We start from the raw sequence: 23470 nt of genomic DNA on the forward strand, positions 1-23470 counted from the left end.
TCTTTAGGCTACTGTTGACGGAACAACAGGTTCAGACATTATGCTGAACAATTACTTGTACGACTTCTTGTCGCACCATTTTCTGCAAAAATACAAAAAGTTAGATTAGGAAAGAGGAATTGTTCATACTCTTATGCAGTCATTTCTTATCAAATGTAAAGTGAAAGCTCCTGCTGTCTGCCTAATTTTGCAGTCTGATTTTAAAATAGAAAGATATGAATTGGATAATATTGATTATTGCCGGACTCTTTGAAGTCGGCTTCACTTTTTGTCTGGGTAAGATAAAAGGAGCAACGGGTGCTGACTTTTATTTATGGGGAGCGGGGTTTGTAATCTCTGTAACCTTAAGTATGTACCTGTTGGCAAAGGCTGCGCAAACATTACCCATCGGCACTGCATATCCTGTTTGGACGGGAATAGGGGCAGTGGGAACCGTATTGGTCGGTATTCTGTTTTTCCATGAACCGGTCACTTTGGGGCGTTTGTTTTTTATGACGACTTTGATTCTTTCAATCATAGGATTGAAACTGATGTAATTTGAAATGGACCGGTACGAAAGATATTACCACAACTCTACAAATACTAATCCTTTGGAGGAAAGTGCGTTTTAGTAGGAATTATTTTGGTTGATAGAATAAATTCATATATTGGCAGAATATATGGGCGTATCTCGCCGATAACTAAATTATTATTCTATTCACCATTATCGATTAAAAAATGAAATCTACAGATTCCGAACCCCAAGGAGTCGGTATGGAACTGGAACAGTATCGTACCCGGCTCGAGCAAATGATTGAAGAGAAGTCTAAAGACCTGATTGTCATTCAGGAAAATCTGGAAGTAACCAACCGACGGCAGGCATTGTTCATCAAGGTACTGTAAATTCTGCAACTGGAACCGGACATACCTACAGCTATGAATATGGCACTTGCCGAAATTGGACGTTATACTGGTGTCGACCGTTTGGCAACGTGGGAGAATCATCTCGACGGAGTAACGTATGGCTGCACCTACGAATGGTGTAACGAGGGTATCGAGTTTGCTATAGATTATCTGCGGAGTATGACCATTGAAGCGGGAAAATCCTGGTTCGATATGCTTGAAGAAAACCATATCATCTGTACGTCTGATATTTATTCACTTGATCCTTTTATAACTTAAATGCTCAAAGTGCAAGGCGTGAAGGCCATCGCTGTCTTTCCTTTGTCACAGTTGGGGGTGCATTTCAGTTTTCTTTCATTTAACTTCTGCTGGAAGAAACAATGGGATGAAAAAGATGTGGAATTGATGGGGCAGATTTTGCAGATTGTGTCTACCGCTACAAAGCGCTGGCAGGTCGAAACATCCCTGTAACAATCGCAGCGTACGATGCAAAAGGTATTGGACCATATCAATGCTAATATTTTTGTTAGCGATTATGAATCTCTGGAGGTGCTTTTTGCAAATAAACCTTTCAGGGAAGAAGCCGGGCAGGTTCCGGAAAGGGTGACATGCTGGAAAATGCTGAATGCGGGACTGGATGGGGCATGCACACATTGTCCGAAAATTGCCGACCGCAAACTCACAGGTGTTATCTCCATTCGCAAGCACGTGGGACTGGAACTGATTGAAGCGAAAGAGAAAGCCGAAGAATCCGACAGGCTCAAATCGGCATTTTTTGCCAATATGAGTCACGAAATACGTACTCCTCTCAATGCTATCGTAGGCTTCGCGGGTCTGCTTGCTGAAACTGATGAGATAGAACTGCTTTAAGCATATATGTCGCTGGTGCAGGAGAATAACGAGCTGCTGCTCAATCCTATTTCCGACATTCTGGATATTTCCAAGATTGAGGCCGGCACGATAGAACTTACTACCTGGTGGGTGGATGTACCTCAACTTTGTCGGGAAGTGATTACTACTTTCTCACATAAGAAACATGATGGAGCAGTAGAACTGCGTTTTGACGAAAGTTTGTCGCAGATCGTGATTGATGCCGACAAGAACCGGATCATGCAGGTACTCTATAATTTCATGGCCAATGCTCTGAAATTTACCACCAAAGGATCGATCATCCTTTCTTATACGTTGAATGATGACGGCCAGGTGCGTTTTTGTGTAACGGATACGGGTAAGGGTATTCCAGCTGAACAGTGTCATGTTTGGTGAGGGCGCACAACGGCAGTGAGGTCATAGAGCTTTTTAACGCCGAAACTCCCGATCTCATCTTTATGGATATGAAAATGTCGGGTACAAACGGAATAGATACAACTATTCTGTTGAGATGAATCGGAGAGAATTTAAATATGAATATTAGCTTTAAGATGATATTAAAAGAATGAGATACTCCTGTGAAAGAGTGATTTCATTCTTTTTTCATTTTTATTTTTTCCTCTGATTAATTTGCATCTTTCAATATATTATCCGAATATTGCAGAGCAGAAAAAACAGATTATGATTCCAATCGATGAAAAATACATTATAAAAAAGTTGAAGGCTGGGGATAATGAAGCATATAAGTATATATATGATTATCATTATGTTGCTCTCTGTAAACTTAGTTATTATTTTCTGAAAGATAAGGTACAGGCTGAAAGTATAGTGAATGATGCCATTTTTCATCTGTGGGAAATCAGGGATAAATTAGAACTTGTACCTCCCTTACGGAATTACCTGATTGTAGCGGTGCGTAATAAATGCCTGAATTATTTAGCTCTTAAACAACAGGAGATGGAAGTACATTTCTCTACCATTGAACGGGCAGGCATTCAATTACAAAATATCATATCCGACACTCAACAACCTTTAGGTAACCTGTTAAAAGAAGAATTGGAGTCTAAAATTAAAGAATCTGTCAATAAACTACCACCGGTTTGCAGGCAAGTATTCATCATGAGCCGCTTTCAGGAGATGACTTACGAAGAAATATCACAGAAGCTGGGAATTTCCATCAATACCGTCAAGTATCACATTAAGAGTGCGTTAGTAGTACTGAAAAAAGAACTGGGAACTTTTTTATGTATTATTTTTGCTTTTTATCCTACCCTCCTATAATAAAAAACTGTAGTATATATAAAGGCACTATTTTTATGAATGAACAATCGCTACATACGGATACAGTCAATGATTGGATTATCGGCTATCTCACAAATAGTCTGACCCAGGAAGAAATGCAGTTGTTGCAGGATTGGCTGAATATTTCGGAAGAAAACCGAAAGTATTTTTCCGATATGCAAGAAGTCTGGATAGCCGCTTCAGACGAAGCCGATGAGTTGAACTTCAATAAAGAACAAGCTTATCAATTATTTTTAGAACATACCGGGTCCTCTGTAAAACGGCCGGAAAAACGGAAAGCATTTCACATACGCCCGTGGATGTATGCTGCTGCCATGGTTATTATTGTTTTTGTGTGTGCAACAATCGCTTTTCAGAGTGGAAAGAGAGTACTCCAAAACCAGTTGACACGTATTACTGTTGAGGCTCCTTATGGTTCAAAGACTAAGTTGTATCTTCCCGATGGGACGTTAGTTTGGCTGAATGCAGGTTCTAAGATGAGTTATGCACAAGATTTTGGCATCAATGAGCGTGCTTTGGATTTATCGGGAGAAGCCTATTTTGAAGTTACTAAAAATAAAGAAACACCTTTTAAAGTACACACAGAAGAGCTGGATGTAAAGGTATTAGGTACTAAATTTAACTTTCGGAACTATAAAGACGATCTGGAAGCTAAAGTATGCCTTCTGGAAGGAAAAGTAGCCTTGAACACTCTGCAAAAAGAAACGGTACTTCATCCGAACCAACAGGCATTATTGGATAAGAAGACCGGAAAACTATCTGTTTCTGCTACAAAAGCTATCCATAGTGTTGAATGGACAAATGACCGTCTTTATTTTGACGAAGTACTGCTTTCGGATATCATTAAAGAATTGGAAAGAAGTTATGATGTGAAAATAACCGTTGCAGATGACACTTTGAATACAATTCGTTTTTATGGAAACTTCCGTAAAAGAGAGCAAAGCATTCAGGAAATTATGAATGTATTGTCATCTACAGATAAAATGACTTATACCATTAATGGAAAAAATATTGTGATCACACTTCCCTAATGAACAAATGTTGAACCTTTAAAACTTAAAGAAATATGAAAAGCCATTTAGAAAAACATGATTAACCTCTCTTGATAGAAACATAAAAAGGTCAGGTTCCTTTTCCATCCCCTGACCTCTTGCCTTTCTATCTTAAAAGCCACAGTGACTTTAATTGATGAAAGCTTAGGCAAATATAAATAAATTCCTAAACTTCTCATCCTATTTATCAATTATTTATCCATTGACTTATGAAAAATAAGAAGAAAGTCTTTTTCATGGTCCTGCTCTTGCTATGCTTTCATCTGAGCTTATTTGCCCAGCATATCAGCTTGCAATTGAGGAACGTAACGGTAAAACAGGCCATCGAAACAATACAGAAGCAAAACGGATATTCATTTGCATTTGCAGCAAGCGATCTGAATACAAAAAAGATTGTGACAGTGTTAGCCAAAGATTTGCCTATTGAAAAGGTTGTAGAACAAGTCTTGGCGGGGCAGGATGTCAGCTATACGATCCAGGGGAAAGATATTGTCATAAAGAAGAAAGGCAGTCAGCCCGTACAGCAATCCTCCAAAAAGTACACTATTAACGGAATAGTAAAGGATATGTCGGGCGAGCCGGTTATCGGTGCCAATATCAAAGAAAAGAATGGTACAACTGGTACGATCTCCGATATGGACGGCAAGTTTCAGTTGGCGGTCAGCGAGGGGAGCATTGTGCAAGTATCCTATCTGGGGTTTCTGACACAAGAAGTGGGCGTGAAGAATAAGAATTACTTGACGGTCATACTGAAAGATGATACGCAGACACTGGACGAAGTGGTTGTGGTTGGGTTTAGTACGCAGAAAAAGATAAACCTGACAGGTGCGGTAGAGAATGTATCATCAGATGTATTTGAAAATCGTCCGGTGGCTAATGTCACACAGATGTTGCAAGGAGCTGTCCCTAATCTGAATATTTCGCTTGCCGACGGTAAACCTAATCAGTCCGCTTCATATAATATCCGCGGTGTGACATCTATCGGAGCGGGTGGTAGCGCACTGGTCTTGATAGACGGTGTAGAAGGCGATCCGGCCATGCTAAACCCGAATGATATAGAAAGTGTGTCCGTATTGAAAGATGCGGCTTCGGCAGCCATTTACGGTTCACGTGCTCCGTATGGTGTTGTCCTGATTACAACAAAAGATCCGTCGAAGCAAAAAGATAAGTTTACTATCAATTATACGGGAAACTTCTCTTATGAGACTCCGTATGCTATACCGGACGTGGTTGATGATGGTTATGTTTGGGCATATTTGTTCCGTGAGGCAGAATTTAATTATCGCGGGATAGAACCTACCAGTATTAACAAGTCGCAACCTTTCTCAAAAGAATGGTTGGAAACTTTCCGGCAGAGAAAGTTGGCAGGCAACACATTGCAGGCAGCAGTTGGACCTGACGGAAAGTATACTTACTACGGGAATGAAGATTACTATGATGCACTTTATAAAGATCATACATTTGCACAGTCACACAATGTATCTGTCAGCGGTTCGAACGGGAAAATCAGTTACTACACTTCCGCCCGTTTGTACGATTACGATGGTCTGTTCAATTATAACTCGGACACCTACCGTACAATGAATATGCGTACCAAAATCAGTGCACAAGTATTCGACTGGTTGAAAATCTCTAATAACATAGACTATACTCATGATAAATATACGCAACCATTGGGTTATGTAGAGCAGAATGAAGGTCTGGTTTGGAAGGCGATCAATATGGAAGGACACTCGTCCGAACCTATCTTCAATCCGGACGGAACATTGACGCACTCCGGAGCACGTTCTGTCGGCGGGCTGGTGACAGGGGATAACTGGATAAAGCGTACAACAAAAACGTTGAAAAATACGACTACTCTGAATATTACAATGCTGGACAACAAATTACGTTTTACCGGAGACTTTTCTTTCCGTACGAGGGATTTTATAGAAGATAAAAAGACCACTGCCGTTCCATATAGCGATTATGAAGGAGTAATTAAATACCTCGGAGTACCGGAAACTGACGATAAAATGTCCGAAAAAGTGCAACAGACCACTTATATATCCACCAATGTATATGCTGAATATGAGAATACATTTGCAGGAAAACATTATTTGAAGGCTTTAGCAGGATATAACTATGAACAACAGGATCACAAAGCAATCTCTTCGGAGCGAAATGGCCTGTTAATGCCTGATGTGGAAAATATAAACTTTGCTATGGGAGATAATATGTCTATAAAAAGTGATGGTAACCGTTGGCGGTATGCCGGGGCATTCTTCCGGTTGAACTACTCTTATGATAATCGTTATCTATTCGAGGTGAACGGGCGTTATGACGGTTCTTCGAAGTTTCCCGACAATTCGCAGTGGGGATTTTTCCCTTCGGCTTCGGCAGCATGGCGTTTCTCGGAAGAGAAGTTCTGGAAAGTAAATCCTGATATTATCTCCAATGGAAAACTGCGTGTCTCTTATGGTGCATTAGGGAATAGCAATGTGAAGCCTTACTCTTATCTGGAGAAGTTTGCATTGAAGACTTATTCCACTACCGGCTCATCGAGCGAAGGTCGTTATCTTGACGGTAAGGCACAGTTGCGTTACACGCTCAATCCCGCTCAAATTCCTGATAATATCGGTTGGGAAACCTCACGAACCATTGATGCCGGTATCGATCTGGGATTTTGGAATAACAAGATTACGCTGTCTGCCGATTATTATGTACGTAAGACCGCTAATATGTATACGGTGGGTCCCACGCTTCCCGATACGTTCGGGGCATCATCACCCAAAGGAAACTATGCCGACATGAGTACCTATGGCTACGAAATTTCATTGGGGTATAATGATTCGTTTCGTTTGGCAGGCAAACCGTTCAACTTCGGCATTAAAGCAACCCTTGCCGACTATCACTCGGTGATAGACAAATATAATAATCCTAAACGTGATTTGGATGATTATTATGTAGGTCAGCGTATCGGTGAAATTTGGGGATTTGTCTGTAATGGATTATTTCAGTCACAGGAAGAAATTGATGCAGCCTTTGATGGAAAAGGCTACAAAAACAACCTGATGCAGACGTCTGTCAATTACATTACTTATCCGGGTGATATGCGCTTCGAGGACTTGAACAACACTGGTACTATTGATAACGGAGCCAATACGGTAGACTCACCGGGCGACCGGAAAATTATAGGAAACTCCGAACCGCGCTACATCTATACCCTCTCGTTTAGTGCCGACTGGAATAATTTCTTCCTGTCAGCCATGTTCGATGGTGTGGGAAAACAAGACTGGTATCCCAGCGGTGAGAGTTCTTTCTGGGGACAGTATAACCGTCCTTACAACCAAGTCCCGGTGTGGCACTTGAATAACTACTGGACCAAAGACCGCCCTGATGCCTATCTGCCGCGTTATTCGGGTTACTATAACCCCTTATATAAAGGTACGGCTAATACACGCTACTTGCAGGATGTATCTTACTTCCGGCTCAAAAACTTGCAGTTTGGTTACAATTTGCCAAAGAAATGGATAGCAAAAGCCGGTTTCTCTAAAGTGTCCGTCTATTTCTCGGGAGAGAACTTATGGTCATGGTCTCCACTCTACCGTCACACGAAAGATTATGATGTGGCAGTGATAACGAAAGGTTCGGATAATGACCTGACTTCAGGTGACAAAGGAGACGGTTTCAACTATCCGACGATGCGGAATCTCAGTTTAGGAATATCGATCACTTACTAAATAGAAACAAATAAGATATGAAAAGATTAAGTAATATACGTAATATCCTGCTTCTGTGTGCAACGGTGCTGTTAGGTAGTTGCGATTTGACGGAGACGATGCAGGTGGAAGCTGACAAAGCAATGGTTTTCGGTAGTGAGTCCGGATTGCGCCTTTATGCCTATTCCTTCTATCGGGCGTTGCCGACCCTTTCCACTGGTTATCAGCAGGACGAAATGTGTGATATTGCCGCTGTCCGGCAGACCAATGTCTTTATTCAGCAAAACGCGTACAATTCGGAAACAGCTACCAACTGGTCGTGGGGAACCCTGCGGAACATCAACTATTTTATTGATGGTTGTCATTCGAAAGAGTGCACGGTGGATGCGGCTACCCGTGATAATTATCTGGGCATCGCCCGTTGGTTCCGTGCCTGGTTCTATTATGATAAGTTGACCCAATACGGAGAAGTTCCTTGGTTTGCCAATGAAATTCAGTCCTATCAGTATGATGTCATGTATAAAGAACGTGACAGCCGGGATATTATCATCAGAAATATGATTGAGGACCTTGATTTTGCCTACGAACATATTCAGGTAACTTCTTCCGTAAATAGCTCCACGCTAACCAAATGGGCTGCAGCCGCACTCAAATCCCGTGTATGTCTGTTCGAAGCCGCTTATCGCCGTTATCACAAACTTACAGGTTTGGAAATCACTCCCGAAGAACTCTACCGGCACGCTGCCAGTGCAGCCAAGTTGGTAATGGATAACAGCGGACTTTCATTGAATACGGCAACGGGTACAAAAGGAGCTTACCGCGATTTGTTCTATCTGGAAGCACCCATAACATCTGAAGTAATTCTGGCGGTATGTGCCAATAGTGCATCCGGAATCTACGGTACTCAAAATTACTGGTATAATTCACTTTCGTATGGTAAAGGCTGGAGTCTGGTTCGTCCGTTCGTTAATACCTACCTGAAACTGGATGGTACTCCGTTCACTTCCGAAACAGGCTATGAAACCAAGAACTTTGTGGAAGAGATGAAGAGCCGCGACCTGCGTTTGGCACAAACCATCCGCGGACTGGATTTCAAACGTGACGGAAAAGCTGTGGTAGCTGATATGACGGTTTGCCTGACCGGTTATCATGTGATTAAGTATTCTCTCGATGATACGAAATACGATAACAATGAAAAGAACAACAACAGTATTCCGCTGTTGCGCTATGCCGAAGTGCTACTTAACTATGCCGAAGCGCAAGCCGAACTGGGCGGGCTTACTGATGCCGAATGGAATACTACCATCGGAGCTCTGCGTCGACGTGCAGGAATTACAGGTGGAACGGAAAAGCTCCCTGCAACCGCAGATTCTTATTTGCAGCAGATGTTTTATCCGAATATCACAGATCCGGTCTTGCTGGAAATCCGTCGTGAACGTGCCATTGAATTGGTGGCCGAAGGTATGCGGTTCGATGATTTGCGCCGTTGGAAATGCGGTGATCTGATAGAGGAGCTGCCTTGGACAGGAATGCACATCAGCGCATTGAATGTGGATATTGATTTGAATGGCGACGGAACTCCTGATTGTTACTTTACTGACAACGGTACTCAGTCGTCCAATAAAGATTGCAAAACAGTGAATGTAAAGAATGAAACAGGACTTTATGCCACAGTAAATGCGGCAGGTGGATACGATTTAAAGTATAATCCCGGTACGGGAAACCGCGTTTGGTATGATGATGACCGTCAGTATCTTTATCCTGTTCCGGCGCAGGTAATCCGCGACTATGAGAGTGCCGGATATAAACTATCACAGAACCCCAATTGGAATTAAAATATAAAAAGATTTAGTATGATGAAATTTAACCAGATATTGCCTGTAATTGCTATCTATGTTGTAGCGTTAGGCGGATGCAGTAATACTACTCCTGATTATTCGGAATTTTATAAAGATCCTGAAACGGTGAAAGAGGAAGATCCGTCTCTGGATGACAACCAGATTAAAGTTATGTCGTTTAATATCCGGTATTACAATACCAATGATACGGGGGATAAGTCATGGGATGCCCGTACGGCAGCTTTTATTCCGATGATTGAAGAGCAGAAACCAACAGTGATCGGTATGCAGGAAGCACGTCCGCCACAGTTGAAGTGGTTGGAAGAGAACTGGAAGGATTATGGATATATCGGTAAAGGACGCCGTGCCAACAATGCCAACAATGATGAGTTTGTTCCCATCTTTTATAGAAAAAAGGCTGTTGAACTTGTCAAGTGGGATTGTTTCTGGCTTTCCGAAACTCCTGATGTACCGGGGTCTCAAGGTTGGGATAATACAGTTCCGCGTGTGGCAACGTGGGCAATCTTCAAGCACATTGCTTCCGGCAAGAAATTCTTCTTTATCAATACGCACATTGATGTAGGCTCTACCATCGCTCCGGGCAAGTCAATGGAAGTCATTGTGAATAAAATGTCGGAACTCAATCCGGAAGGATTGCCCATGTTGCTCACTGCCGACTTTAACAAACAGATTGACAGTGATATCTTTAACGGAGTTAAAACATTCATGACGAATGTCCGCTTATCGGCTCCGGTCACAGACTCGAAATACTCTTATACCGGATTTGGCACTGCTAATCCTTACATTGTGGATCATATCTTTTGTACAGGCTTTAAGGCGTTGAAATTCGAGACAATAGATAAGGTATATCAGAATATCACTTATATTTCAGATCATTATCCTATCGTCGGTAAGTTGGAATACGTGAAGTAATGAAACGATCATCTAAAATTACAGAAACGCAATGAAAAGAATCATATATTTATTGATAGCTGCTGTCGGCCTGTTAGTGGGGTGTAACCCTGCAGAAGAGGCATGGGTGCAGGCTGGATTCACTACAGATAAAGAATCCTATGAGATTGGTGATTTGATTACCCTAACGAATACGTCGACAGCGGAGAATGCCCAGATTGCAGTCTGCAAATGGGAATTTATGGGTAAGGTGTCCTATGAACTGGCTGCTCCCGAACCATTTAGCGTGGAAGAGGGCGGAGACTATCTTTTTCGTCTGACTGTTACCTCGGATCACGGTTCAATGAAATCAGTATTTGAAAAGACAATTAAAATAATAGACGACGGTATTCGCCCTACGGCAGATTTCAGCTGGCTTCCCGAACAAATTGTAGCGGGTGAGGAAGTGGTATTTACGGATCAGTCGAAAGCGGCGGAAGGATGTGAGATTATTAAGAGAGAATGGACTTTCGGTGCTATCCTTTCAACGGAGGAAAATCCGACAGTGACTTTCGGTTCGCATGGGAAAATAAATGTATCGCTGACGGTAACGGACAATAAAAAACGGAAAGATACTAAGACTGTCACAGTTGATGTAGCCAAGAGTGCCGGTAGCCTTGGGGTATTATGGGCTCACTCTTATGATGAACAGGGAGTGGTAGTTAGCACTTCTCCGGCAACAAGTGCGGATGGTGAGTATGTTTATGTTTCTTCCAGTAATTATAATCTGGTTTGTTTCACCAAACTTGGTGAACGGGTTTGGGGATTTGATTGCGGACAAAACAATGAACCGAATCGTGGCTCCGACTATCAGCATCCGACCCCTACGGTGGATTCCGATGGAGTGGTTTATGTGGCTGTCGGAGATAACACTTCCAAAGCGGATGCGGCTAAGTCTGCCAGTCTTTATGCGGTGAAAGGTGGTGCGGATGGTGGAACGCAGAAATGGTTTACTTCGATTGGTGCCAAATCGAGTATGCGTCCTTTCGGTGCTCCGGTTGTTACGGATCGGTATGTGATGATTCTGACAAATTCAGCTCCGAGCACGGATGGTATGCATTTCCGTATTTATGATAAGACATCCGGTGTGCTGCAATATGCAGAGAAGACATCTTCCGGAAGTTATGGCGGTTGTGTGGGATTAAAAGATGGCAGGGTGCTTGTCAACACAGGTCAGAGTGGAGGCCGTTCGTATGGTACACACATCTTCTTCCCGAAAGGCAATAGCTGGAGCAAGTCGACCAATGAGCAAAATTATGCTCCGAATGACCAGCCTAATGGTAGCCAGATCGCTGTCGGTGCGGATGGAAAAGCATATATCCTTTGCCTTAATTTGGGAGCCCGCATATCTATCAATGAGACCAAAGCATTAGTCTATTGTTATGATACCAAGAAAACGACCGAAGGTAATGTTTCGGCTCCTGAATGGTACACTGCTGTCAAAGGGGAAAATAAACAAACCGGTTATGGCTTGGTTGTTGATGGAAATGGGGTTGTGTATGTAGCTACTGACAAATATATTACTGCTATTTCCTCTACAGGCTCCGTTCTATGGGCAACGGAAGTGGCAGGCACTGCTTATGGTGTTCCGGCTATAGATAATGAAGGTTATATCTACTATAATGATACGGAAAAAGGTTCTTTGGTGAAGCTTGAGCCGGCTACAGGAAAAGCAATTGCTTCGCTCCAACTTGGAACTGGGTTGCAATCTTCTCCTACCATATCTGCTGATGGCATTATCTATGTGACCGGTATGCTGGAAGGAAAACCAACTCTATTTGCTGTTGAAGGCGCAGCGACAGGTTATGCAGCCAATGCGTGGTCGCAGATGGGCGGTAATCCGGGTAAGAGCGGATATATGTATTAGTTTTTTTATCCATACAGACTTTTAGTTAGCATGTTTCTTTTTTCGTCGGAGCGGGTTTTGCCTTGCTCCGATGAGAAAAGACTGGCTATGCATTCATAAGAAGCTTATAAAATACAGATAAAATGAGAAAAAGGAACTTTTTAATATTCCTGCTGTTGGGCGGGTTGTGGCCTGTTATTGGTCTGTTCGCACAAGATGCCTGGAAAATTACTGCAGAACAAATTGACCCCCAATCCTATTATGGAATAACTGTAGCTAATGGTATGTTGGGGTTAGTCTCTTCTCCCGAACCTTTGAAGGTTTCCCGCGTCGTGTTGGGAGGAGTTTATGATATTTATGGTAAGGGGAGAGTAAACAATTTCCTGCATGGCATCAATATGCTTGATACGGAATTGCAGATAAACGGTTCTACGGTGAAGGCTTCCCAGATATCCGGTTACAAACAGACTTTGGATATGCGTCGGGGAGTGTTTTGTGGAGAATTTGATTATAAATCACTGGCCCGTGTTGAATATCAATATACATCATTGCGTCATTTGCCTTATTCATGTTTGTTGCGTGTGCAGATCATTCCGAAAGAAAACATAGAAGTATCCGTAGCGAATATAATGACGGTACATGAGTCACTGCGTAATCCGCAGGAATATTACAACCGGATTTTCAATGGAAAGACAGCGATTGACCTCTGCACGTCAGTAGCAAAATCTCCGGTCCGGGAATTTGAAATCGGGGCTTGTTCATCGTTTGTCTTCGATGCCTCCTTTCCTCATCCGGAAGTCTGTCATCGAAGTGCACGGGGAGTCGGGGTACATACGCAAGAGTTTACGATCCGTTTACAGGCAGGTCAACCCTATACTTTTTCGATTATAGGGACGACGCTTTCCTCTGTCACTCATGCCGATGTCAGGAATGAGGTGGAACGGTTGACGGCATTTGCTGCGGTAGAAGGTGTCGAACGGTTATGGAGTAAGCACGAGGCTGCATGGGACAAGCTTTGGGAAAGCGATATTGTGATTGAGGGCGATCTTCAGTCGCAACAAGACATTCACAGTATGCTTTATCACACGTATGCTTTTGTGCGGGAAGGTTCGGGATTGTCCTGTTCTCCGATGGGGCTTTCGGGTTTCGGCTATAACGGACACGTGTTTTGGGATGCTGATACGTGGATTTTTCCGGCTTTGTTACTACTTCATCCCGAATTGGCGGAATCAATGATAGAGTATCGTTATCAACGTCTGGACGCAGCCAAGCATAATGCTTTTATGCATGGCTACAAAGGAGCAATGTATCCATGGGAAAGTAGTGATAAGGGAAACGAGGATAATACGGTAACCAACATTTATGGTCCTTTCGAAAATCATATTACAGGAGGTGTAGCTATGGCAACCTGGCAATATTATTCAGTGGTGCAGGATTTGGATTGGCTTCGCCAAAAGGGATTTCCCATCATTAGTGCCGCTGCCGATTATTGGGTGAGCCGTTCGGAACCGAATGAAGCAGGAGAGTATGAAATCAGGAATGTGATTGGGGCGGATGAATGGAATCAGAATCCTCAAGGGGGAAAGAACGTGAATAATAATGCTTATACAAACGGTGTCGCAAAATCTACTTTGGAAGCTGCCTGCAGAGCTGCCAAACTATTAAATGTAAAATCAGATCCTATGTGGACGACTGTGGCGGAGAAACTTCGTTTCCGGAAACTTGCCAATGGAGTAACGGCAGAGCATGATACCTATGACGGGGCTATAACGAAACAAGCTGATGTCTGCCTGTTGGCGTTCCCGTTAAAGCTCGTTACAGAAAAAGAGCAGATCCGAAAAGATCTCGAATACTATCTTCAGACTGTTCCGAGAAAGAAAACACCTGCCATGTCGAAGTCCATTTACTCCATTTTGTTTACTCGATTGGGAGATCGTGAACGTGCATGGCATTATTTTAGAGATTCCTATTGTCCCAATCTGAATCCGCCATTCCGGGTGATAGCCGAATTTGACGGTGGTACGAATCCCTATTTCCTGACAGGGGCAGGCGGTGTATTGCAGTCCGTACTAATGGGATTCGGTGGACTGGATATTACGGATAAGGGAATTGTTGCCGGAAAAGGAGCAATCCCTGATGCATGGAAATCTCTGACTTTGAAAGGAATAGGGAAAGAGAAAAAGAATTATATCATTAAATGAATTGACAGGATATACAATATGGTTTTGCAACAACAAACCGATGTGCAAATATGGGGGGCATCTTCTAAGAAAATGATTGTTAACAATGCCTTTTTAGCAATGGATGAGATCGAATCTTCTCTTCATTCTAAGTTGATCGAATCTTTGCTATAAGTATGGAAGGTATCCAAACTCTCGTTTTATTCAAAAGAGTTCGGATACCTTTTATTTAAGTTTGTTTATTTACTGCTTTTTTACTTGTTGCTCTTTGATTATTATTCTACACCATTATGCTTTCTACAATACAAATGCCGCTATTTCAGGTGACAAAGCAATACTCTTGTCTTCGCAAAAGACGATGAAGTTTGCGTTATACAATGCGTTAAGTATCTCATTGTACGTTGTTTTTCCTAGGCCTTCGAGACGTTTCAGTCTACCCCATCCGTATTGGTAGGTGAATTGTAGAAGTTCTCGCACGGTTGCTATTTCCAGTTTGTGCAGAACATTGCATGCGCGTTCGTTGAAAAGTCGTCTTATAGGGATATTCGTAGGATTATCCGTGTTGTATTTACCAAAAAGAGACGCCATTGTCTGGTTGCGGTATGTAGCGATTCTTTCTGTATTTTCACTTAATTTTTTGAGGATATTGCTGTAAGCCTCCATTGTTTCCTGATAAGTCATGTTTTGCCGTACTGCTACGCGTGAGATCGGTTCGCCAGTGGAGATGGCTAGGAATATTTCCCGTTGAGTGTCGTTGGTAATCAGTTGTCCGAGCTCTTGCACGATGATATGAAAAAGCGGTTGGTGAAGGCTTTGGGTTTTTAAAAGGAACAGTTCGTCGTCGAGGTGGGAGAGAATGATCTCGCACTCCATCTTTTTCTCTTTGATTAATTTTTCCAGGGACTCTTTATTCAGTCCTTTGGTTTGATGAGTGTCCAAATAGGAAATCAGACTATCGTCGTCCAGCATTATGACATTGTCGATGGTTGAGGAAGTGATGTAACCTAAGTTTATCCAATTTCGGAGAGTGGATTCTGCAATGTCGCGCTTTTCGGACAGTTGCTTGATTGTTAACCAGTTTGCCATAGAAGTAATAGGGATTAAGTTGATAATTAAATTCTTGTTTTGTTGCTTGGGAGGATTTGCAGGAAGCTAGCTATATGTGTTCACTGGCTTCGCTGATATTTTGTTTGCTGTATGATACAGGGCTGATTTTTACGGGCATGTTGGTAGATGCGGGTAGTTTCTCCGCAAGCTTTTCATGGTCATTCAGTTTGTATATCTTCCGGATGACACGGCGCAATGTTTCTTTGTTCGGTCTGTTCATACTTCTTTTGGATATTGATGACCGTCCGTGTTCTGTTGTATGTTTGGTATATACTTGTGCGATGTATACCTTAATATATAAAAGAAGCCGGACGCTGAGTTCATATTTATCCGCTAAGAGGTACTACCAATACCCACATGGTTTAATAAATATGTTCACACGCCCGACCCTAAGTCGCACGTATGAAACAGATTTATTGAAACCATGTTTTTTGTTTATAATAAAATTGGTAGTTTTCTTAGCGCAAAAAACGTTTCAATATGCCGCATTTCTCTTCGGCTTTCAAAAGACAAAGATAGATGATTTATGGAGGATAACAAAGAAATGACAAAGAATTTCCCGCTTTTGTTTTGTTCGATGAGCATAAAATATGTTTGTCCGTTTTTTCTTTTTTGTAGGCTGATCTATAATAGATATATCTGCAAACTAAAATAACCCATATTTTGTTGTCTTTATACAGTATTGAGTTTTTAGCGATAAATATATAAATAATGATGAAGATGACAAAGAACTTATTGTTAGGGATTGCTGCCGCCGTATGTGGCAGCACTTTTCAGGCTGTAGCTTGTACGGGAATCTCGCTGACATCCCGTGACGGCAGTTATGTGCAAGCCCGTACGATTGAATGGGCGCGCGGTGTGTTGCAAAGCGAATATGTGATTATTCCACGTGGCCAACAGCTCACGTCATTCACTCCTACAGGTGTCAATGGACTGACGTTTACGGCAAAATATGGGGTGGTCGGTCTGGCTGTTGTGCAAAAAGAGTTTATTGCCGAAGGAATCAATGAGGCAGGACTTTCAGCCGGACTATTTTTCTTTCCTCACTATGGTGGTTATGAGACGTATGATGCTGCACAGAACCAGCGGACACTGGCAGACCTTCAAGTGGCGGGGTGGCTGTTGTCGCAGTTTTCCACTATTGACGAGGTGAAGGCAGCCCTTTCTTCTGTACGTGTCGTAGGGCTGGAAAAGACAGCGGTAGTACACTGGCGTATCGGTGAACCGTCGGGACGTCAGGTTGTGTTGGAAATTGTAGGTGGTGTGCCGCATTTTTATGAGAATGAAGTAGGGGTATTGACGAATGCCCCCGGCTTTGAATGGCAACTTACTAATTTGAACAACTACGTCAATCTTCATCCGGGTGACGCTTCCGTGCAAAAATTGAGCGGTATTACGTTGCAGCCGACTGGTGGTAACTCCGGTTTTCTCGGCATTCCGGGCGATGCCACGCCTCCTTCTCGGTTTGTACGTGCTGCCTTTTATCGGGGGACAGCTCCTCAACGTGCTACAGGCTTTGATACCGTGCAGCAATGTTTCCACTTGCTTAACAATTTTGATGTTCCTATCGGTATAGAACATTCGCAGGGGGATATTCCTGATATTCCAAGTGCTACGCAATGGACCTCGGCTATCGACCTGACGAACCGGAAGATTTATTATGAAACGGCCTATAACAATTCGATACGTTGCATCGATTTAAAGGCTATTGATTTCTCAAAGGTAAGATATCAGTCACACCCGTTGGATAAGATACAGGAGCAGCCGGTTGAAATGGTTAAGATTCCCCGGTAAAAGATGGAACTGTATGGAGGTACTCTTGTGCAATAGTTGCTTGCATTAAGAATGTTCTCAAATAAATGTTGGTGACGTTTTTACCCTCACACCCTCACCCTATGCTTAATCCATTTATTCATCGGGGTTACAGGTGTGAGGGTAAAGGTGAGAGTAGGTGAGGGTAACTTTTTACCCTCACCCTGATTCGTCCTGATTTGGGTTGGCTAATCTTATTCCGTTTTTACACTAATTGCTTCATTATTACCATAATATCCATTTCCCGGCACATAAATCGGCTGCATGGCTCCACCCATATTGTTCAATTTACCTTCATCGCGCAGACGCCGGATATGTCGCATAGCTGTACTTCTTGCCATTCCGCAAAGGTATTGAAAATCATATCTTCGCATGAATGGGTGGGTTTGGAAGTACTTTGTCAGTTGCAGGTCAATTTCCTCATTCGTTAGTTGGGTGAAATCCAGTCCTCCTTTGAGGCTTTTCACTTTAAGCACGCCAAATTCGTTTTTCAATGTTTGATCGGCACGAAACTGGATGGCTTTCAGTTTCACTTTAGTTGCTTTCCGTTTAGTGCCTATCGTCACAGGTTCCGTGGTGGTCAGGCAGGGATGGAAATAACCGATGCCGTCCAGATGTACCTGGCGTCCCTCCGCCAATTCCTGTCCCATGATGTGCGAAAGAGCGTCGAGCACGGCAGAGACGTCCGTCTCCGTCAGTGAGCAACGTTCCTGAATACGCCGCCGCAGTACGTCGGTCCCTGTGGAACCGTTGTATTTGATGCGCGGATGCAGGGTCTTTTTGTTTTCTCCCTGCTGTTTGTCTGAAGGTTTCGGGTCTTCATACCAATCGAATAATATTGCCATAGCTTTTGTTTGTTTTTAAAGTAACGGTTCTTGTTATGTATTCTCTTAAGTAGTAATACGTTAGCGCTTAATGTTTCTTTTGTTAAGCTCTAATGTTTTGCAAGGGCTTACTCATGTGAACAAGACTGTTTACGTCTGTGGACGTTTTTATTTACAATTGATAGCCTGTTTGTTCACACGGGTGAGCCCTTGGCAACTACTAAGCAAAGATACATAAATAATAAGGCAAATGCAAATGAAATACGGGTATTTATCAGATGAAATGCTTGTTTTCCGGAAGATAAAAGCGTATCTTTACAGGAATTAAACATTTATATTTGATTGTAGAAAAAATAGACAAAAATAGGATGAAAATTACTTTAATCAGACAAGACAACGGGAGCGGAAAAGAAGCTCTTAGCATTTGCGAGGCAGGCACATTATTCGACAAAATGAAAACGGAAACGAAAGCGGGGCATATCACGGCTTTGCGGGAAATTATACCGTTATTGGAAGGTACATATGCCCGGTACGAACATATAGATAAGTTGCCATACATTTATTCTGCTGTGGAATATACCCGGACCAAAGAGGGTGAACGGAAGATGAAGCAGTATAACGGATTGGTACAGTTGGAAGTGAGCCGGCTGGCCGGTGGGTCGGAAGCGGAATTTGTGAAACGGCAAGCGGCACTTCTGCCACAGACTTTTGCCGCTTTTTGTGGTTCCAGTGGTCGTAGTGTGAAGATATGGGTGCGTTTTGCCTTGCCGGATGATGGAGGGTTGCCATCTGAAGAGGCGGAGGCGGAATTGTTTCATGTCCATGCTTATCGGCTGGCTGTGACATGTTATCAGCCGATGTTACCTTTCGATATCGATCTGAAGGAACCTGTGTTGACCCAGAAATGTCGTATGACGTTGGATGAGGCTCCTTATTATAATCCGGATGCAGTGCCGTTTTGTCTGGAACAGCCGCTTACGATGCCGGGAGAAGAGACTTTCCGCCAGCGGAAGCAGGGCGAGAAGAATCCCTTATTGCGATTGCAACCGGGATATGAGTCGGCGCAAACGTTCACGAAGATTTATGAAGCGGCATTGAACAGGGCACTTCAGGAAATGGAGAACTGGAAACGTGGGGACGACTTGCAACCTTTGCTGGTCCGCCTTGCCGAGCATTGTTTCAAGGCGGGTATCCCCGAAGAGGAAGCGATACGGCAGACGATGATTCATTATTATCGTGAGGAGGAAGAACTGGTGATTCGTTCGATACTCCATAATCTTTACCAGGAATGTAAGGGATTCGGCAAGAAATGCAGCATCAGCAAAGAGCAGGAGACGGCTTTTCTGCTGGAAGAGTTTATGAAACGCCGTTATGAATTCCGTTACAATACGGTGCTGGATGATTTGGAATATCGTCAGCGTGACTCCGTTCATTTTTGCTTTAAGCCGGTGGATAAACGGGTGCGCAACAGCATTGCAATCAATGCATTGAAAGAGGGAATCAGTGCGTGGGATCGTGATGTGGATCGTTTTCTGAATTCGGAATGTGTTCCTTTGTACAATCCTGTCGAAGAATATCTTTATGAGGCAGGGCGTTGGGACGGGAAGGATCGTATTCGTGCATTGGCTGGTTTGGTTCCTTGTGATAATCCGCATTGGCAGGAATTGTTTTACCGTTGGTTTCTTAGTATGGTGGCGCATTGGAGGGGAGTTGACCGGCAGCATGGTAATAGTACTTCGCCTTTGCTAGTCGGTTCGCAAGGGTATCGCAAGTCTACATTTTGTCGCATTATCCTGCCGCCGGAACTTCGTTTCGGCTATACGGACAGTATTGATTTCAAGAGTAAGCAGGAGGCGGAACGTTATTTGGGGCGCTTTTTTCTGATTAATATTGATGAGTTCGATCAGATTAATGTCAGTCAGCAGGGATTCCTGAAGCATTTGTTGCAGAAGCCTGTCGCGAATTTGCGTAAGCCTTACGGTAATACGATTCGGGAAATGAGGCGTTATGCTTCTTTTATCGGAACCAGCAATCAGAAAGATTTGCTTACCGATCCCAGTGGTAGCCGCCGTTTCATTTGTATCGAGGTGACGGCTCCTATTCAAACGAACGTTACCATCAATTATAAACAGTTGTATGCTCAAGCAATGGAGGCGATTTATAAAGGGGAACGTTATTGGCTGAATGATGAAGATGAAAATATATTGAAACAGACCAACCGTGAGTTCGAACAGGCTAGTCCGTTGGAGCAGTTGTTTCATTGTTATCTTAATCCGGTAGAGGAGGAAATGGAAGGCGAATGGCTGACTGCTATGCAGATTTTGAGCTATTTACAGACGAAAACACGGGATAAGTTGGCTATTAGTAAGGTGGGACAGTTCGGGCGCGCACTTCAAAAACTGAATATTCCTTGCCGTAAATCTCGTAAGGGAACGCTTTATCATTTGATGAAGGTGGAGTAGTTGATAAGGGGAATAGTCAATCGGAATCAGAGTGAGGGCAGGGTGAGGGTAAAAGTCACCCTCACTCTGCCCTCACCTTTACCCTCACACCTGTAACTCCCATGAGTAAAGGATTTGGTTCAAAGGGTGAGGGTGTGAGGGTAAATCGTATACAAAAATAAAATCGCGGCTTATTTTGAATTTAGTTGTCCTCTTTTTATAAGAATCGCAATTTTCGGGTCGTTTATCAGATATTTGTGTGCTAATTTTGTGGCATTGGAAACTAAAATGGGGTTGAAAGTCAAAATATGATGGATTGCTTTTTCAGTTGTAAGTACAATAAATGTATTTTTGCAGGTGTGGAAAACAAAAGCAGTGCTATCAATCCCCGAAAATAAGTTAAGATGGAAGATAAAAGGAAAGAAATAGTTGGCAATGTCATTCAGATACAGCGTTATCATTCTCCTTGTGGCGATTTGATGCTTGGCTCGTTTGAAGATCGGCTTTGTCTTTGTGACTGGGCGGTTGAAAGTCATAGAGATATGGTAGACAGGAGGTTGCGGAAAGTGTTGAAAGCCTGTTATGAAGAAAGTACATCCGAGGTTATACAGGAAGCGATTCAGCAGTTGGACGAATATTTCAATGGTGAACGGACTGCGTTTGAAGTGCCTTTGCTTTTTGTAGGTACGGATTTTCAGAAAAGCGTATGGTATAAGTTGCTGGATATTCCGTACGGTTCGACTGTATCGTACGGAGAATTGGCGAAACAGCTGGATATGCCGAAGGCTGTCCGTGCGGTTGCCGCTGCTAATGGTGCGAACGCTATTTCTATTTTTGCTCCGTGTCATCGTGTTATCGGCAGTAACCACACGCTTGTGGGTTATGCCGGCGGTCTTCCTGCTAAAAAACGGTTACTGGATTTGGAATTAAATGGCAAACCTCTGTTATGAATGAGCAAGAAACGCTTGATTATGCACGTATTGCACAGGCAATCGGGTATATAAGGGAGAATTTCAAAAGGCAACCGGGATTGGATGAGATTGCCCGGGAAGTGGCGTTGAGTACGGCACATTTCCAACGTATGTTTACGGAGTGGGCAGGGGTTAGTCCTAAGAAGTTCTTGCAATATACCAGTATTGAATATGCCAAGAAAATCTTGGATGAGACTCATGCGTCTTTGTTTGATACGGCACAGGAAACGGGACTTTCAGGTACAGGCAGATTGTATGATTTGTTTGTAAATATAGAAGGTATGACACCGGGTGAGTATAAAAACGGTGGTGAAAATCTTTCTATCAATTACAGTTTTGCCAAAAGTCCTTTTGGTGAACTATTTATTGCATCTACCAATAAAGGTATCTGTTGTCTGGAGTTTGCAGACGATCACGATGCGGCATTTCATTCCTTGTTGAAGAAGTTTCCTAATGCAACGTTTACTCCGGCTGTGGATGAGATGCAGCAAAATGCTTTATCCATCTTCACGCAGGATTGGAGGAAACTTAAAGATATAAAGCTGCATTTGAAAGGTACTGACTTTCAACTAAAGGTCTGGGAGACTTTACTGAAAATCCCTGTCGCCGGATTGACTACTTATGGAGATATAGCCGCAGGTATTAATAACCCGAAGGCTTGCCGGGCTGTAGGAACGGCTGTCGGTGAGAATCCCGTAGCTTTCCTTATTCCATGTCATCGTGTCATTCGTTCTTCCGGTGAGTTGGGTAATTACCACTGGGGAGAGATTCGAAAGACTGCAATTATTGGTTGGGAGGCTGCGAAAAATGGATATTTGAATAAATAATAAGTACTGGCGGTAAGAAAAGTCAGAAACGAGATATCGGGTTCTTCTTTCATTTATAAATCCCGGCTCAAGGATGAAACCGCAAGGCCGGGATTTATTTGTAGTCGAATGACTATCATTCCTCTTCTTCATTTATTCCTTCATAGCACCTGATATCCGCTTCAATCATGAAATTATAAATCAGTCGGGTTTTAAACATCATTCTCTCCTGCGACAATTCTAAATCAGCAAGCGTTGCTTCGATTCTATTGCAGAATTCATTTATTCTTTCTTCTTCCAGCATCGGATACATTTCGTAAACTCGCCGGACGAAAGGTACCATCGAAGCCTGCACCTGATAAAGTAGTATTTGGGGTTCATACTGGAAATCCACTTCGTCCATCTGTTTATGCAAGTGCTCGTTTTCGTAGGCTATTTGTTGAAACTCTTCGAAACAAGGTAAAAGCTGCTCTGAGTGATGAAGCAGTAATTTTATGGTTGCAATGGCTGCAAAACCTTTTTCCAGTTCATTTCCATATTGAAAATGGTTATACAGGGAACAAAATGATGCTTCCAGACAGAGCCGTTCAAATTCGGTGTCTTTTACCCACGGAAGATAAGTGAGCATAGGCAGGCATTCACCTAGCGTAAGCTGATCTTTACAGTCAAGTATTTTGATAAGATTACCTGGTCGGGTAAGGAATTGATACATAGTGTGCATGGCCAGGTATTTTTCCGCAAGCCGGTCCTCGTCCAATTCACGGGATGCTTCCAATTCGGACAACAGAAAATCGATATTCTCCTCCTTGTTATCTGGTTGTTGCTCTTCGGCACGTGCTATGTCTTCGTCAACCATATTTAAAATTTCCTGAATATTCATATTACAT

The 23470-nt window shown here is 42.9% G+C and carries 16 protein-coding genes and 1 pseudogene; 13 read left to right on the top strand and 4 right to left on the bottom strand.

What is annotated here, in order from left to right; translation table 11 throughout:
- Nucleotides 1-215 precede the first annotated feature (215 nt).
- The 9 genes and pseudogenes from AAHJ11_RS21895 (at nucleotide 216) to AAHJ11_RS21935 (ending at nucleotide 14643) form a co-directional block, all read left to right on the top strand.
- On the top strand, nucleotides 216-536 hold the full coding sequence (locus AAHJ11_RS21895; protein WP_074557503.1) for a DMT family transporter: 321 nt from the start codon (nucleotides 216-218) through the stop codon (nucleotides 534-536).
- A 181-nt stretch (nucleotides 537-717) separates the two neighbouring features.
- Nucleotides 718-2267 (top strand): annotated as a pseudogene (locus AAHJ11_RS21900) (histidine kinase dimerization/phospho-acceptor domain-containing protein).
- Between the two features lie 166 nt (nucleotides 2268-2433).
- Nucleotides 2434-3033 carry an RNA polymerase sigma-70 factor gene (locus tag AAHJ11_RS21905; protein ID WP_258978445.1) on the top strand — a complete coding sequence of 200 codons (600 nt, stop codon included), beginning with the start codon at nucleotides 2434-2436 and terminating at the stop codon, nucleotides 3031-3033.
- Between the two features lie 35 nt (nucleotides 3034-3068).
- Nucleotides 3069-4085 carry a FecR family protein gene (locus tag AAHJ11_RS21910; RefSeq protein WP_258978444.1) on the top strand — a complete coding sequence of 339 codons (1017 nt, stop codon included), beginning with the start codon at nucleotides 3069-3071 and terminating at the stop codon, nucleotides 4083-4085.
- 230 nt (nucleotides 4086-4315) lie between these two features.
- Nucleotides 4316-7828, top strand: a complete 3513-nt coding sequence (locus AAHJ11_RS21915) for a TonB-dependent receptor (protein WP_320983297.1) — start codon at nucleotides 4316-4318, stop codon at nucleotides 7826-7828.
- A gap of 17 nt (nucleotides 7829-7845) precedes the next feature.
- The gene (locus AAHJ11_RS21920; protein WP_320974315.1) at nucleotides 7846-9642 is read left to right on the top strand and encodes a RagB/SusD family nutrient uptake outer membrane protein; all 1797 of its coding nucleotides are present in this window, start codon (nucleotides 7846-7848) and stop codon (nucleotides 9640-9642) included.
- A gap of 18 nt (nucleotides 9643-9660) precedes the next feature.
- Nucleotides 9661-10578, top strand: coding sequence for an endonuclease/exonuclease/phosphatase family protein (locus AAHJ11_RS21925; protein ID WP_032853503.1), 918 nt, complete (start codon nucleotides 9661-9663; stop codon nucleotides 10576-10578).
- Between the two features lie 31 nt (nucleotides 10579-10609).
- Complete coding sequence (locus AAHJ11_RS21930; RefSeq protein WP_320974316.1) at nucleotides 10610-12463, top strand: PQQ-binding-like beta-propeller repeat protein; 1854 nt, start codon at nucleotides 10610-10612, stop codon at nucleotides 12461-12463.
- A gap of 122 nt (nucleotides 12464-12585) precedes the next feature.
- Nucleotides 12586-14643: a glycoside hydrolase family 65 protein gene (locus AAHJ11_RS21935; protein ID WP_298047424.1), complete on the top strand. Its 2058-nt coding sequence runs from the start codon at nucleotides 12586-12588 to the stop codon at nucleotides 14641-14643.
- Between the two features lie 276 nt (nucleotides 14644-14919).
- Here the strand turns inward: AAHJ11_RS21935 and AAHJ11_RS21940 are convergent, their stop codons facing one another.
- Nucleotides 14920-15708: a DNA-binding protein gene (locus AAHJ11_RS21940; RefSeq protein ID WP_320974317.1), complete on the bottom strand. Its 789-nt coding sequence runs from the start codon at nucleotides 15706-15708 to the stop codon at nucleotides 14920-14922.
- A gap of 70 nt (nucleotides 15709-15778) precedes the next feature.
- Nucleotides 15779-15949 carry a hypothetical protein gene (locus AAHJ11_RS21945; RefSeq protein WP_258978435.1) on the bottom strand — a complete coding sequence of 57 codons (171 nt, stop codon included), beginning with the start codon at nucleotides 15947-15949 and terminating at the stop codon, nucleotides 15779-15781.
- 491 nt (nucleotides 15950-16440) lie between these two features.
- Here AAHJ11_RS21945 and AAHJ11_RS21950 point away from each other — a divergent pair, with 491 nt between their 5' ends.
- Entirely contained in the window at nucleotides 16441-17523 is a 1083-nt protein-coding gene (locus tag AAHJ11_RS21950) for a linear amide C-N hydrolase (RefSeq protein ID WP_148365382.1), read from the top strand.
- Nucleotides 17524-17735: 212 nt separating this feature from the next.
- On the opposite strand, the gene AAHJ11_RS21955 is transcribed toward AAHJ11_RS21950, so the two are convergent.
- Entirely contained in the window at nucleotides 17736-18386 is a 651-nt protein-coding gene (locus AAHJ11_RS21955; RefSeq protein WP_148365380.1) for an HU family DNA-binding protein, read from the bottom strand.
- Between the two features lie 347 nt (nucleotides 18387-18733).
- Here AAHJ11_RS21955 and AAHJ11_RS21960 point away from each other — a divergent pair, with 347 nt between their 5' ends.
- The 3 genes from AAHJ11_RS21960 to AAHJ11_RS21970 all read left to right on the top strand — a co-directional run bounded on the left by AAHJ11_RS21960 (nucleotide 18734) and on the right by AAHJ11_RS21970 (nucleotide 22604).
- Entirely contained in the window at nucleotides 18734-20827 is a 2094-nt protein-coding gene (locus AAHJ11_RS21960) for a BT4734/BF3469 family protein (protein ID WP_148365379.1), read from the top strand.
- 383 nt (nucleotides 20828-21210) lie between these two features.
- The gene (locus AAHJ11_RS21965; RefSeq protein ID WP_148365377.1) at nucleotides 21211-21756 is read left to right on the top strand and encodes a methylated-DNA--[protein]-cysteine S-methyltransferase; all 546 of its coding nucleotides are present in this window, start codon (nucleotides 21211-21213) and stop codon (nucleotides 21754-21756) included.
- Nucleotides 21753-22604 carry a methylated-DNA--[protein]-cysteine S-methyltransferase gene (locus AAHJ11_RS21970; RefSeq protein ID WP_115485012.1) on the top strand — a complete coding sequence of 284 codons (852 nt, stop codon included), beginning with the start codon at nucleotides 21753-21755 and terminating at the stop codon, nucleotides 22602-22604. The genes AAHJ11_RS21965 and AAHJ11_RS21970 overlap by 4 nt, the downstream gene beginning before the upstream one ends.
- A gap of 115 nt (nucleotides 22605-22719) precedes the next feature.
- Here AAHJ11_RS21970 and AAHJ11_RS21975 read toward each other — a convergent pair whose 3' ends face one another.
- Nucleotides 22720-23463: a hypothetical protein gene (locus tag AAHJ11_RS21975; protein WP_148365375.1), complete on the bottom strand. Its 744-nt coding sequence runs from the start codon at nucleotides 23461-23463 to the stop codon at nucleotides 22720-22722.
- Nucleotides 23464-23470 lie beyond the last annotated feature (7 nt).

Origin of the sequence: Bacteroides sp. 90-K9/2 (assembly GCF_047310725.1) — a bacterium.
GTDB classification, from domain to species: Bacteria; Bacteroidota; Bacteroidia; order Bacteroidales; family Bacteroidaceae; genus Bacteroides; species Bacteroides vicugnae.

What these genes read in the sequence shown, in the direction of transcription:
- AAHJ11_RS21925 (WP_032853503.1), top strand. Translation starts at nt 9,661, where the DNA reads ATGATGAAATTTAACCAGATATTGCCTGTAATTGCTATCTATGTTGTA.
- AAHJ11_RS21970 (WP_115485012.1), top strand. Translation starts at nt 21,753, where the DNA reads ATGAATGAGCAAGAAACGCTTGATTATGCACGTATTGCACAGGCAATC.
- AAHJ11_RS21895 (WP_074557503.1), top strand. Translation starts at nt 216, where the DNA reads ATGAATTGGATAATATTGATTATTGCCGGACTCTTTGAAGTCGGCTTC.
- AAHJ11_RS21920 (WP_320974315.1), top strand. Translation starts at nt 7,846, where the DNA reads ATGAAAAGATTAAGTAATATACGTAATATCCTGCTTCTGTGTGCAACG.
- AAHJ11_RS21950 (WP_148365382.1), top strand. Translation starts at nt 16,441, where the DNA reads ATGATGAAGATGACAAAGAACTTATTGTTAGGGATTGCTGCCGCCGTA.
- AAHJ11_RS21960 (WP_148365379.1), top strand. Translation starts at nt 18,734, where the DNA reads ATGAAAATTACTTTAATCAGACAAGACAACGGGAGCGGAAAAGAAGCT.
- AAHJ11_RS21910 (WP_258978444.1), top strand. Translation starts at nt 3,069, where the DNA reads ATGAATGAACAATCGCTACATACGGATACAGTCAATGATTGGATTATC.
- AAHJ11_RS21940 (WP_320974317.1), bottom strand. Translation starts at nt 15,708, where the DNA reads ATGGCAAACTGGTTAACAATCAAGCAACTGTCCGAAAAGCGCGACATT.
- AAHJ11_RS21915 (WP_320983297.1), top strand. Translation starts at nt 4,316, where the DNA reads ATGAAAAATAAGAAGAAAGTCTTTTTCATGGTCCTGCTCTTGCTATGC.
- AAHJ11_RS21945 (WP_258978435.1), bottom strand. Translation starts at nt 15,949, where the DNA reads ATGAACAGACCGAACAAAGAAACATTGCGCCGTGTCATCCGGAAGATA.
- AAHJ11_RS21930 (WP_320974316.1), top strand. Translation starts at nt 10,610, where the DNA reads ATGAAAAGAATCATATATTTATTGATAGCTGCTGTCGGCCTGTTAGTG.
- AAHJ11_RS21965 (WP_148365377.1), top strand. Translation starts at nt 21,211, where the DNA reads ATGGAAGATAAAAGGAAAGAAATAGTTGGCAATGTCATTCAGATACAG.
- AAHJ11_RS21905 (WP_258978445.1), top strand. Translation starts at nt 2,434, where the DNA reads ATGATTCCAATCGATGAAAAATACATTATAAAAAAGTTGAAGGCTGGG.
- AAHJ11_RS21975 (WP_148365375.1), bottom strand. Translation starts at nt 23,463, where the DNA reads ATGAATATTCAGGAAATTTTAAATATGGTTGACGAAGACATAGCACGT.
- AAHJ11_RS21935 (WP_298047424.1), top strand. Translation starts at nt 12,586, where the DNA reads ATGAGAAAAAGGAACTTTTTAATATTCCTGCTGTTGGGCGGGTTGTGG.
- AAHJ11_RS21955 (WP_148365380.1), bottom strand. Translation starts at nt 18,386, where the DNA reads ATGGCAATATTATTCGATTGGTATGAAGACCCGAAACCTTCAGACAAA.